At 42.1% G+C, this 12046-nt stretch carries 9 protein-coding genes; 7 read left to right on the top strand and 2 right to left on the bottom strand.

From position 1 onward, the window contains the following. Nucleotides 1-53 precede the first annotated feature (53 nt). Together BM156_RS19880 and BM156_RS19875 are read left to right on the top strand one after the other, a co-directional pair. Entirely contained in the window at nt 54-443 is a 390-nt protein-coding gene (locus BM156_RS19880; RefSeq protein ID WP_244525768.1) for a BlaI/MecI/CopY family transcriptional regulator, read from the top strand. 2 nt (nt 444-445) lie between these two features. Then, the gene (locus tag BM156_RS19875) at nt 446-2044 is read left to right on the top strand and encodes a carboxypeptidase-like regulatory domain-containing protein (protein WP_170847027.1); all 1599 of its coding nucleotides are present in this window, start codon (nt 446-448) and stop codon (nt 2042-2044) included. Nucleotides 2045-2102: 58 nt separating this feature from the next. Here BM156_RS19875 and BM156_RS19870 read toward each other — a convergent pair whose 3' ends face one another. Then, the gene (locus tag BM156_RS19870) at nt 2103-3197 is read right to left on the bottom strand and encodes a phosphotransferase enzyme family protein (protein WP_093921659.1); all 1095 of its coding nucleotides are present in this window, start codon (nt 3195-3197) and stop codon (nt 2103-2105) included. Between the two features lie 784 nt (nt 3198-3981). On the opposite strand from BM156_RS19870, the gene BM156_RS19865 reads away from it, so the two are divergent. From BM156_RS19865 to BM156_RS19845, 5 genes are all read left to right on the top strand, one after another. Continuing rightward, nucleotides 3982-5487, top strand: a complete 1506-nt coding sequence (locus BM156_RS19865; RefSeq protein ID WP_093921658.1) for a glycoside hydrolase family 10-like protein — start codon at nt 3982-3984, stop codon at nt 5485-5487. A 6-nt stretch (nt 5488-5493) separates the two neighbouring features. Beyond that, nucleotides 5494-6939, top strand: a complete 1446-nt coding sequence (locus BM156_RS19860; RefSeq protein ID WP_093921657.1) for a glycosyltransferase family 2 protein — start codon at nt 5494-5496, stop codon at nt 6937-6939. Nucleotides 6940-6989: 50 nt separating this feature from the next. Next, entirely contained in the window at nt 6990-7961 is a 972-nt protein-coding gene (locus BM156_RS19855; protein ID WP_093921656.1) for a DUF4922 domain-containing protein, read from the top strand. Nucleotides 7962-8189: 228 nt separating this feature from the next. Further along, nucleotides 8190-9521 carry a SpoIID/LytB domain-containing protein gene (locus tag BM156_RS19850; protein ID WP_093921655.1) on the top strand — a complete coding sequence of 444 codons (1332 nt, stop codon included), beginning with the start codon at nt 8190-8192 and terminating at the stop codon, nt 9519-9521. A gap of 88 nt (nt 9522-9609) precedes the next feature. After that, nucleotides 9610-10890: an AmpG family muropeptide MFS transporter gene (locus BM156_RS19845; protein ID WP_093921654.1), complete on the top strand. Its 1281-nt coding sequence runs from the start codon at nt 9610-9612 to the stop codon at nt 10888-10890. A gap of 111 nt (nt 10891-11001) precedes the next feature. Here the strand turns inward: BM156_RS19845 and BM156_RS19840 are convergent, their stop codons facing one another. Continuing rightward, nucleotides 11002-11880: a sugar phosphate isomerase/epimerase family protein gene (locus tag BM156_RS19840; RefSeq protein ID WP_093921653.1), complete on the bottom strand. Its 879-nt coding sequence runs from the start codon at nt 11878-11880 to the stop codon at nt 11002-11004. Nucleotides 11881-12046: the final 166 nt, after the last annotated feature.

The following is a 12046-nucleotide window of genomic DNA, read 5'->3' as shown; positions in this document are numbered from 1 at the left end:
TTTTAGTTGTATTTTCTATTACTATATTTGTAGTAGATAAAAACAAATAAAAGATGGGAATGATTCAATTAACTAAAGCCGAAGAACAAGTCATGCAATATGTTTGGCAGTTGAAAGAAACTGTTATTAAAGATGTTGTTGACCAATTTGACGATCCAAAACCTGCTTACACCACTGTTGCTACCGTTTTATCTGTTCTCGAAAAAAAAGGCTTTGTTGCTCGCCGAAAAGTTGGAAATACAAACTTATTTACGCCAGCAATCAGTCGTAAAGATTACACGAAGTTTCAATTCTCTTCCCTTTTAAAGAATTATTTCAATGGTTCTTTTCCTAAAATGGCCACCTTCTTTGCTCGCGAAAATCAGTTGGATATTGAAGATCTGGAAATGATTTTAAAGCAAACCGAAGAAGAATTAAAAAACGATACTCCTAAAAATAAATGATCATGGAAAAGTTCGCTGAATTTTTAATTCAAGCCTCCATTGGAATTATTCTATTTTTCCTGGTTTATTGGCTTTTCCTCCGACAATCAACACACTTTCGGGTTAACCGCTTTTACTTGCTTTTTGCCTTGGGAATGGCTCTTGTTCTGGCTCTATTCCCAATTCACTATCAAACGACGATTCAAGCAGCTCAACCATTTCAGTTATCAGAATTCAACCAGCACTTTCAGGAAACGGTCGCAACCGAAAACCTCCATGAGATCGGAGCATCAACAAATAATTGGATCCAGTTAGGCTGGCTAGTCTACAGTCTAGGAGTTCTCATTTTTCTCCTGCGACTCATATTTCAACTATGGAAACCTATCAAAATCATCCGTAGTCAATCAGCTAAGCAAACAACCAACTTTCACCTGCATGAGAATGACTATTACGACCTACCATTCTCATTTTTCAACCATGTATTTATCAATCCGAAATACCACAAACAGGAAGAATTCAATGACATTTTAGCTCACGAACAAGTGCACATTCAAGAGCGTCATTGGATTGACCTGCTTTTTATTGAATTACTAACTGTGCTTTTATGGTTCAATCCATTCATTTGGCTATTTGAGCATGCCATAAAGCAAAATCATGAATACCTGGCTGACGAAGGTGTACTAACCCGGGGCCACTCACCTGTCAGGTATCAAGCATTATTAATTAACCAGCTAATGGGTACGCAAGTTATTCGATTAACCAATAACCTGACCTTTGCCCTTGGCCCAACTCGTTTAAAAATGATGAAAAAACAAAAAACATCCAAACGAAAACTATTTCGTTTAGCCTGGGCTCTGCCAGTAATCACCATCCTCTTGTTTTCCTTTGCAGAACCAGCATATCAATACCAGTCTCCAGTTTCACAAGACTTCATTACCTACACCAACGATCAAATAATCGCAAGCGATAAAGTAACAATTCAGGGTATTGTTGTCGACGAAAATGGAAACCCTCTTCCAGGCACAAGTATCGTTGTAAAAGGAACAAGCATAGGAACAGTTGCAGACCATGACGGAACCTTTACACTGAACCTGGAAAAAGCCAAAGAATTCACCTTGGTCGCCTCTTATGTTGGTTTTCAAACCAAAGTCAATGCGTTAACGATCTCAGAAAATGACAAACAGCTTAATTATCGATTTGTCATGGAAAAGGCTGTTATTGCAATCAGTAATGATTTTCCCAATGAAAAGCCAACTCCTGATCCTACATCAACAACAGAGGTAACGAATCATGGAAAAGAGGAGACTCCTAAATTCTTCATCGTTGAAGACCTGCCACACTATCCCAATGGTCATTACGGATTGGGACAATACGTTAAAGCCAAACAAAGAGAACTGAAAGAACAACTATTTTTCAAGGGAGAAAAGCTGAAAGGAAAAGCGACAATTGGCTTTACCGTTAATGACAAGGGAGAAGTAACCAATGTACAGGTCTTAGAAAAAACAACGGTCGTCGCCGCTAAAACAGGAATGACAATTGTTTCAGGCATGGAAAATTGGTCACCAGGATCACAGCGAGGAAAAGCTGTACCGGTGAACTTCGCTTTACCATTCGAATTTTAACAAAATAAAAAAGGATGCTTTTTAAGCATCCTTCTAGTATATTTCAAACTGTCGTGATTTACGACACAAATTCTTTTGTCAGTTGCTGCATTTCAGCATATTGTTCTTCCATGCTCTGCAGTAATTTATACTGGCTACGCGTACGAACCAAGTTATGATCTTCTGATTTGGTTTTATAATAACGGTCACCATCAATATAATCCATCAAGAAACGCAACACTTGTTCGTAAGTGATGTACTTTGCTGAAAATGGCAAGTATTCCAGCTCTTTTTCATTCAGGAAAGAACCGGCTTCTTCCAGATATCCACGAGTAAATTCACGATAACGCTCTAAATTCATCGATACTTTTGACAAGTCTGGCTCATCCTCAACAGCAGTATTGGAGTAGGAACGAATAGCATCGCCAAAGTCATTCGAAGCAGGACTCTGAGAAACAGTATCCAAGTCAATCATACACAACACGTCACCTTCCAAGTCAAACAGAATGTTGCTGATCTTGGTATCGTTGTGCGTAATACGACGTGGAATCTGGCCTTCTTCAACCAATTTCCAGTAGTCCAACATTTCTGCACGGCGGCTTTCAATCCACTCAATTTCTTCCAAAACTTCAGCTTTCCGGCCAACACGGTCTTCAGCCAATACTTTATCCCATTGATCAAAACGGAATTTAATATCATGGAATCCAGGGAGAATATCGGTCAACTCACCTTCAAAATCGGCCAACATCGCTTGAAAACGACCAACACCTTTTCCTCCGGAATAAGCAATTGATGAATTATCAACGGTCTCAATCACCTGGTGTGGCTCAATGAATAAACAAGCAGTCCAATAGTCATCTGCTTCATCCATATAATAAAACTTGCCATCTTTTGCAGTCACCAACGTCAGTACTTCCCGTTCCGGATCGCCACCCTGTGCCTTAATTTTGGTTTTCAGGTGTTTGGTTACCAAATTAATATTCTCCATCATGGCAGGAATATTAATGAAGATATTTTTATTCTTCCGCTGAAGGAGTAATTTACTTTGTCCCTCGGCTTTAGGATAAATTAAAAACGTGTCGTTGATAAAACCTTCCCCTAACGGAGATACCCGGTCCACTTGTTCGATATCAATAAACTGACCGGCTATTTGAGTAAGCTTGTCTTCTTTCATTATCAGTAGTTAGTTAATAATATTTTCGTAATGCATGCAAAATAACTAAATAAATTGCTCTTTTAAAAACCTGGAAATTCTTCCTCAAAATACCCTTTCCGGGAAGCATCTCTTCCCAAAGGAAGGAAAATAATCCGGATGAAACTAAAATATTTCTCAAGGCTTCAAAAGTTCCTTAACTTATTCCTAAAAAACAAAAAGGCAGTCCTCTGACTGCCTTTTCCGCCCCGATCTCTCGGGGAACTAACCTAAACCAACTAAACCTAATAAACCATGAGCCTACTGGAAATTGTGGTGTACTGTTTAAAACAGCTAACTCCCAGTTTGCTACTAATATACCTGCCATATGCAAAAGCAACAACAGGCACATTCGATTTCGCTTCAAAGATATCAAAAAAAACAAGAGAATTGCAAAGATATTTTCTAATTCTAAGACCTAGCTTTGCAGGACTTAGCCAACATTAAACCAAGGCTCCAAGCGATCTCCCCCAGAATACCCTTTGCATTTTTTCAATCGATTTCATATTTATAGCAAATCAGTCATTCTGTCCTCTTCAATATGGAACACCTCCACAATTGGTATTACAGATACAAAATATTTGATTTCAAAATTTTCTTCAAGAAAAATAAAACAAACACAATATTCTAATTAACAACACCTTAAAAACACACTCCGTAACACAAAAAATGTTGCCATACAAATTCATGATCGATTGATTATTTAATTTTAGAGAATAAGCCTATTTTTATACCTTCGACTAATGACATATAAAACCTATTTTCTATGCGTACCACAATTGGGCTAGTATTCTTATTGCTTTTTTTATCCTTTACTGGCTTTTCTCAAGTCAGTCCTAAAAGAGAATTCCGGGCAAGCTGGGTGGCCACGGTTGCCAATATCGATTGGCCTTCAAAACCCGGATTGAGTGCCGGAAGACAGCAGCAGGAGGCGATCATCTTACTGAATAAGTTGCAGCAGCTGGGAATGAATGCTGTCATTTTTCAGATGCGTCCGACTGCTGATGCATTCTATCCGTCCGAACTTGAACCTTGGTCTCGGTACCTCACTGGCACCCCTGGAGAAGATCCAGGCTACGATCCACTACAATTTTGGGTTCAGGAATGCCACAAACGAAATATGGAATTTCATGCGTGGTTTAATCCCTATCGCGTTGCGCTAAAATACGATGAACCCTTAGCCGCCAATCATATCGCCTTTAGGCATCCTGAGTGGGTACTCAAGTATGGCAACTCACTTTATTTTGATCCGGGACTACCCGAAGCCCGCCAGTTTATTACCGATGTGGTTGTCGACGTTGTCCGGCGCTACGATGTAGATGCTATTCACTTTGATGATTATTTTTATCCCTACCCAATTATTGGCGAGGCATTTCCGGATTCCACTTCTTTTGAAAAGTACCACGGTAACTTCTCGAAAGCCGAAATTACTGACTGGCGACGTGAGAATGTCAATAAAACGATCCAGCAATTGAGTCAATCCATCAAGTCAGTAAAGCCTTGGGTGAAGTTTGGCATTAGTCCTTTTGGCGTATGGCGCAATATTGCTGATGACCCACGTGGCTCAAAAACAACGGCCGGAAATACCAACTACGACCATTTGTATGCCGATGTTATTTTGTGGCTCGAAAAAGGCTGGATTGATTACATGCTTCCGCAATTATACTGGCAAATTGGACACCCGGCAGTGGATTTTTTGACTTTATCCAACTGGTGGAAAGATCACGCCTACGACAGAGCTATGTATATTGGCCATGGAGTTTATAAAAGCGATCCGACATCGAATATTGTTGAATGGCGACAAGCCAGTCAGTTACCTAACCAAATCCGCATAACCCGGAAAATCAAAGAAATTGGCGGTAGTGCATTCTACAGTGCCAAACATTTCTCACGCGATATCATCGGATTTCAAGACACACTTTCGAACCAATTGTATGCTTACCCGGCTTTGGTTCCACCAATGCCCTGGATAGACAACCAAGCTCCCGCCAACCTACGCAAAGTAAAAAAGGGCTGGGGAAAAGTTCTGAAATGGAAACCACAAAAGGCCGAGCAGGAGCTGGACAAAGCGGTTCGCTACATTGTCTACCGAAACAAAGTCGGAGAAACATTCGATGCGGATGATCCTCATTTTATTTATCGAATCACTGAGGACACACGTCTTGAACTCCGAAAAACACCGAATAAAATAGCCTACGAATTCAGGGTATCGGCACTTGACCGGCTTCAAAATGAAAGCCCCGTTTCCGATCCTGTCATCATAAAACTCTAATCACCTATGAATCAAAAAATCGATTGCTTTATCGCATACAGTGGTCAACAAGAGACCCAAAACACCATCAATCTGCTTCGAAAAAGCCAAGTGGTACAATCCATTTTTGTGCTCAGTGCCAGCCCTGTTCAACTGGAAGGTAGCCAAAACCTAACGATTAGTCAGCCACAAAGCACAGCAACCATTAATTTGATTGCGGCCAACCTGAATGCAGATTACGCTTTACTAGGATTGCAAGCTACCCAACTGGGACTCGGCCAATGGGCCTTGGAACGCATGATGCAATTAGCTGAAGGCAGCAAAGCAGCGATGTTCTACGCAGACTACTTTGAAATTAAAGCGGGTGAACGTTCCAACCATCCGGTCATTGATTACCAAGCTGGCAGTTTGCGCGATGATTTTAACTTCGGACCGGTACAACTGTTTTCTCAGCAGTCGGTAAAAAGCTTTGCCAGCGAAAACTACCCGGATTGGCAAGATGCCGGACTTTATGCCCTGCGCCTACATGCTTCACGTTTAGGAGAAATCCTTCGCGTTCCTGAGTTTCTATTCAGCATGACGGAAACTGACACGCGTTTGTCTGGCGAAAAACAATTTGACTACGTTAGTGGCAACGCACGGCAAAAGCAAATTGAAATGGAAGAAGCCTGCACCGATCACCTCAAAAAGATCAATGGATTTCTTCAACCCAATTTCAAGTCGGTTGAGTTTGACCAGGATTTTGAGCAAGAAGTTTCTGTCGTTATTCCTGTTCGCAACCGGATAAAAACCATAAAAGATGCCGTTGATTCGGTTCTTTCGCAGAAAACAAGCTTCCCGTTCAACCTTATTGTCGTTGACAACCATTCAACTGACGGAACCACCGAGCTATTGAAAAGCTATGATGATGAACGCTTGATTCATGTAATACCAGAGTCAACAGACCTCGGCATTGGTGGATGTTGGAATGAAGCGGTTTACCACGACTCATGCGGGCGCTTTGCTGTTCAGCTAGACAGTGACGACTTGTATTTTGATGAGCAAACCCTCCAGAAAGTAGTTGACAAATTTTATGAAGAAAAGTGTGCCATGGTCATTGGTTCATACCAGATGTGTAACTTCAAGCTTGAAGAGATTCCTCCAGGCCTGATTGATCACAAAGAATGGACTCCGGAGAACGGACCAAACAATGCCCTCCGCATCAATGGGCTGGGTGCTCCACGCGCCTTTTACACGCCTATTTTGCGAGAAATCCGGATACCAAACACCAGCTATGGTGAAGACTATGCCGTTGGACTAGCCATTTCGCGCACCTGGAAAATTGGCCGGATTTACGATGCCATCTATCGTTGTCGCCGTTGGGAAGACAACTCTGATGCTTCGCTGGATATTTCGCGTCATAATGCACACAACGCCTACAAAGACAGCTTACGCACCTACGAATTGAAAGCTCGCTTAAATCTCAACCGATAAATTAGGTCCGGGTTTCGGCCCGGACTTCAGCTCAAAACTCTTGTAGAAACATGCCCGAAAACTCACTCAGTCAAAAGGTTCATCAGCTAATCAACCAACAAATTGAATCCTGGCCATTGGCCACAAGCAACTATGCAGGCTTGGCTTCAGTCGCTTCAAGGACCATTGAATTTGATGGATTTAAAGTCAAAGTACAGTTCAATCCAGAGCGAATTCGTTCCTCCGCAGCAAAAACAGATGCCAAATCGATTCAACAAAGGGCTTGCTTTCTGTGTCAGAAAAATCAGCAGGATGTTCAAAAAGGAGTCGACTTCCAAGACGACTACACCTTGTTGATCAACCCGTTTCCCATTTTCAAGAAGCACCTGACCGTTCCATTAAACCGTCATTTGCCCCAAGAAATTGAACCTTATTTTAACGATTTGCTTCAACTAAGCCGAGAACTTCCTGAGTTTACCTTCTTTTACAACGGCCCCAAATGTGGCGCTTCGGCTCCGGATCATTTTCATTTTCAGGCAGGCAATGCGGATGAGATGCCAATAGACACAGAGCTTGATTCAATCGTCGCTCAATTGGGAGAACCCATTTTGAAAAATGAACATACCCGTTTGGTTGCAGTTGGGAAAGCTTACCTGCGTAAGCTATTGTATCTGGAATCAGACTCGTCCACTCAAATTGCCTATTATTTCCAGCAAATTCTGGAACGGCTCAAACAGCGAGGGCAGGAAGGAGAACCCATGCTCAATGTATTGGCTCGTTTTACTCAGCAGAAGTGGCGAATTGTAATTTTCCCACGGGACCGACAGCGCCCTTCGCAGTTTTTTGCCGAAGGGCAAGAGCAAATTCTAATGAGTCCGGCATCTGTTGAAATGGGAGGATTGGCCATTCTTCCCCGAAAAGAAGATTTTGAAAAACTAACAGCCAAGGACCTGATCTCAATCTACGAGCAAGTAACCATTAACGATACAGACTTTGAACGTTTAAAAGACCAACTCAAAGAGCTTGCTCCATACTCGCAATAGATTCTAAATTTTAGATATTTAGACAAAAAGACTCAATGTTTTACAGCAAATAACTAAACACTCAAAAATTTTAAAATACAGATACGAAAATGAATGAAAGGCACACAGAATAACAATTAAATTGGGAAACAGTGCCCCAAAATTCATAACACAATCCAGGTATCTAAAAATCTGTTGTCTCAGTTCTAATATCTTGTAAACAATAAACCCTAAAAGAAAAATCAAACCATGAAAGAACAACCAATAATACATGTCGGCATCATGGCCGAGTCAAACATCGACTTTGAGTTGAGTGGCAACTACTCACTGCCCGAACAACTTAGTGGAACACGTTTTCAAGCATCGCTCATTGACAACAGCATTCAAATAACATCAGAAGATGGCAAAACCATTGCTGCCGAAAGCGTTGTGTTCTCCACCAAGTCAGCAGAAGATTCCTTCCTGCTAAAAGCTGTGACCATTGGGATTGACTTTCACTGGGAACAAAAGGAAGATCAGCGTTTCAGAGGTGACCTAAAATTGGTGATTGAAAGCGGAAAATTGCGGGCCATCAACCTGGTTCCCCTTGAAGAATACCTGCGCTCTGTAATTTCTTCAGAAATGAGTGCCACCAGCTCACCCGAACTCTTGAAGGCGCATGCAGTCATTTCGCGCAGCTGGCTTTTGGCACAAATTGAAAAGAGCAAAGCCATCCAATCGGCCAATGAAAAATATCAATCAACCGAACAGCGCGAGGGCGAATTGATTCGCTGGTACGACCGGGAAGACCACACTTTATTTGATGTTTGTTCCGACGACCACTGCCAGCGCTACCAAGGAATCACCAAAATCATTAGCGACAAGGCAAGCCAGGCGATTGATGCCACCCAAGGAGAAGTACTAACTGCTCATGATAAAATTTGCGATGCCCGCTTTTCGAAATGCTGCGGAGGAGTGTCTGAAAACTTTGAAAATGTTTGGGAGCCCGTTTACCACAGCTACCTAACCAAAGTGGTGGATTCGGAAAAGGCTGCCACAACATGCGTTGATTTGCGCCAGGAAGATGAAGCAGACAGCTGGATAAGAACCAGCCCTGAAGCTTTTTGCAATACCACTGACAAGCAGATCCTATCGCAAGTCTTACCCGATTTTGATCAGGCAACCGCAGATTTTTACCGTTGGAAAGTGACTTATAGCCAAGAAGAGCTAACCTCACTTATCCGGGAAAAAACAGGAATTGACTTTGGCGAAATTATCGAGCTCAAGCCGATTGAGCGTGGACATTCTGCTCGCTTGATCAAGCTTCAAATTGTGGGAAGCAAAAAAACGCTGACCATCGGTAAAGAATTGGAGATTCGTCGTGCTCTGTCCAAATCGCATTTATACAGTTCGGCTTTCGTCATTGATCATCTGAACCTGCAAAACGGGATCCCTCAACAGTTTGTTCTTATCGGATCGGGCTGGGGACACGGTGTTGGACTTTGCCAAATTGGAGCAGCCGTGATGGGCGAAAAAGGCTACAACTACCAAGCCATCCTCAACCATTACTTCCGTGATGCGGACCTGAAAAAACTGTATTAGTGTTAACTCCTGGGAGAATGACTAAATTAGAAACCCGGATCGCTATTCGAGGATCTAAAAGTCAAACATCCTACGAAAAAATAATCGTATGAAAAAACCAACTACAAGAAACGCTTGGGCATGGATTCCATCGCTCTACTTTGCTGAAGGGCTTCCCTACGTCTTTGTGATGACGGTGTCAGTCATCATGTACAAGCGACTTGACATTTCCAATACCGATATTGCGCTCTATACCAGCTGGCTTTACCTGCCGTGGGTGATCAAGCCCATCTGGAGTCCGATTGTTGACAACCTTAAAACCAAACGTTTTTGGATCATCAGTATGCAGCTTCTGGTGGGAGGTGCCCTTGCCGGGGTGGCTTTTACCCTGCCCATGAGCAACTTCTTTCAATACAGTTTGGCATTTTTATGGCTCATGGCCTTTAGCTCAGCAACACACGACATTGCTGCCGATGGCTTTTATATGCTCGGCTTATCCAAACACGACCAAGCGTTTTTTGTGGGCATCCGCAACACCTTTTACCGCTTTGCCATGCTCGCTGGACAAGGCCCCTTAGTGATTCTTGCCGGACAGATGGAAAACATTGCAGAAAAAACTTCCTGGGCCTGGAGTATCACTTTCTTCATCTTTGCAGCCTTATTTGCGGCCTTCTTTCTGTGGCACCTGTTCATTCTACCCTACCCAACCAGTGATGAAAAGCGAGGCGGAAAAAACATAAAAGAAGTGATAGCCGACTTTGTTGACACCTTTGCCTCTTTTTTCAAAAAAGAAGGAATTGGCGTTGCCCTAATCTTTATTTTGGTATTTAGGCTTGGAGAAGCTCAGTTGGTCAAACTGGCATCCCCTTTCCTTTTGGATGATCCCACACAAGGAGGCTTAGGATTAACCACCAGCAACATCGGCTTCGTATATGGAACAGCTGGAATTATCGCATTAACACTAGGAGGTATTTTGGGAGGAGTTGCCGTTGCCCGCCATGGCATGAAGAAGTGGCTATGGCCAATGGTACTGGCCATGAACTTACCCAACTTGGTTTATGTTTTTCTGGCCTTCACTCAAACGCAAAGTCTTACAGTTATTACCGCTTCGGTTGTTGTTGAGCAATTTGGCTATGGTTTCGGATTTACGGCCTACATGCTTTATATGATCTACCTTTCGGAAGGCAAGCACAAAACGGCACACTATGCTCTTTGTACAGGTTTCATGGCCCTAGGAATGATGCTTCCTGGTATGGTGAGTGGATGGATTCAGGAATTGATCGGCTACAAATACTTCTTTGTTTGGGTGATGCTGTGTACCATTCCTGGTTTTATCATCATCAACTTTTTAAAGATTGACCCGAAGTTTGGAACCAAAGAGAATAAGTAAAAAAGGCAGAGGATAAAGGGAAATAACTCCTTTTATTCCTTTAAAACGCTATAAAAAACAAGAAAGCCTGACTTAAAAAAGTCAGGCTTTCTTGTTCAATATCTTTCCAACTTATTTAGTGAAAGAAGCGTTGTTCAAAAACTCAAAGCTCTTTTCAACACTTACAATTGGTGCATAGTTGTATCGCTCAACCTCAACAATGTAGTTTTTCATACCGGCTTTCTTCGCCATTTTAAATGCTGGCTCAAAATCAATTTTACCGCTAGCGCCTAACTCTTCCACATCTTTTACATGGTAAAGCTCAAAACGTCCAGGGTATTTTTTGAAATAATCAACAGCATCTTTGCCACCCTCTTGAATCCAATACAAGTCAAGCTCAAACATGACTTTCTTCGGATCGGTGTTTTCCAGCAAGTAATCGTAAAAGATTTTGCCTTCTAACTCGGTGTCAAACTCGCGAGCGTGGTTGTGGTAACCAAAACGAATCCCAGCTTTATTACACATTTCGCCAATTGTATTGTAATAGTCACAATACTCTTTCAAGATCGCCAAATCTTCATAAGACTCACGCCCCATCGATGGTTTTACGATCCACTCGGCACCAGCTGCTTTATGTGCTGCAATGCAGGTTTTCCACCATTCCATTGCCTGATCCCATTCTCCCTCTTTAGGTAAGTTAATACCCGTATGCGAACCACGCATTTCCATGCCATTCTTTTTCAGCAATGCTTTAAATGCTTCAGGCTCCATTCCGTAGAACTTGCCATCGTTGTAACCAGCCGCTTCAACATAAGCATAGCCAATTTCACCCAGCTTGGCAATTGTAGCAGCAGGATCCTTTTTCATATCCTCGCGAACCGACCACAGTTGAATCCCAATTTCTTTCTCTTTTTTCTTTGCCATCGAGTTTCCTCCGAACACTGAGGCAGAAAATGCCAGCAATGTAAAAGTCAATAACAGACTTTTTGTCCGTGTTTTAAAATCCTTCATTCTTAAATGGTTTTAATAGATTATCGTTGATAAAAATTAGTTGTTCCGACAAATATAACGAAAAGATTAGCCAGTCTGAAAGTAAAGTTTCGTTGAAAAAATGCTTCCAAAAGCATCACGTTCAAGCTATTTACAATTATTAACAGGGCATCTCCAAGCTTTGCTT

It is taken from the genome of Sunxiuqinia elliptica (assembly GCF_900113005.1).
Taxonomy (GTDB): Bacteria; Bacteroidota; Bacteroidia; order Bacteroidales; family Prolixibacteraceae; genus Sunxiuqinia; species Sunxiuqinia elliptica.
This window is presented reverse-complemented; position numbering and strand designations above follow the sequence as displayed.

Excerpts from the sequence above, each read along its gene's own strand:
- BM156_RS19880 (WP_244525768.1), top strand. The coding sequence starts at position 54 with ATGGGAATGATTCAATTAACTAAAGCCGAAGAACAAGTCATGCAATAT.
- BM156_RS19875 (WP_170847027.1), top strand. The coding sequence starts at position 446 with ATGGAAAAGTTCGCTGAATTTTTAATTCAAGCCTCCATTGGAATTATT.
- BM156_RS19870 (WP_093921659.1), bottom strand. The coding sequence starts at position 3,197 with ATGAAAGAAGACAAGCTTACTCAAATAGCCGGTCAGTTTATTGATATC.
- BM156_RS19865 (WP_093921658.1), top strand. The coding sequence starts at position 3,982 with ATGCGTACCACAATTGGGCTAGTATTCTTATTGCTTTTTTTATCCTTT.
- BM156_RS19860 (WP_093921657.1), top strand. The coding sequence starts at position 5,494 with ATGAATCAAAAAATCGATTGCTTTATCGCATACAGTGGTCAACAAGAG.
- BM156_RS19855 (WP_093921656.1), top strand. The coding sequence starts at position 6,990 with ATGCCCGAAAACTCACTCAGTCAAAAGGTTCATCAGCTAATCAACCAA.
- BM156_RS19850 (WP_093921655.1), top strand. The coding sequence starts at position 8,190 with ATGAAAGAACAACCAATAATACATGTCGGCATCATGGCCGAGTCAAAC.
- BM156_RS19845 (WP_093921654.1), top strand. The coding sequence starts at position 9,610 with ATGAAAAAACCAACTACAAGAAACGCTTGGGCATGGATTCCATCGCTC.
- BM156_RS19840 (WP_093921653.1), bottom strand. The coding sequence starts at position 11,880 with ATGAAGGATTTTAAAACACGGACAAAAAGTCTGTTATTGACTTTTACA.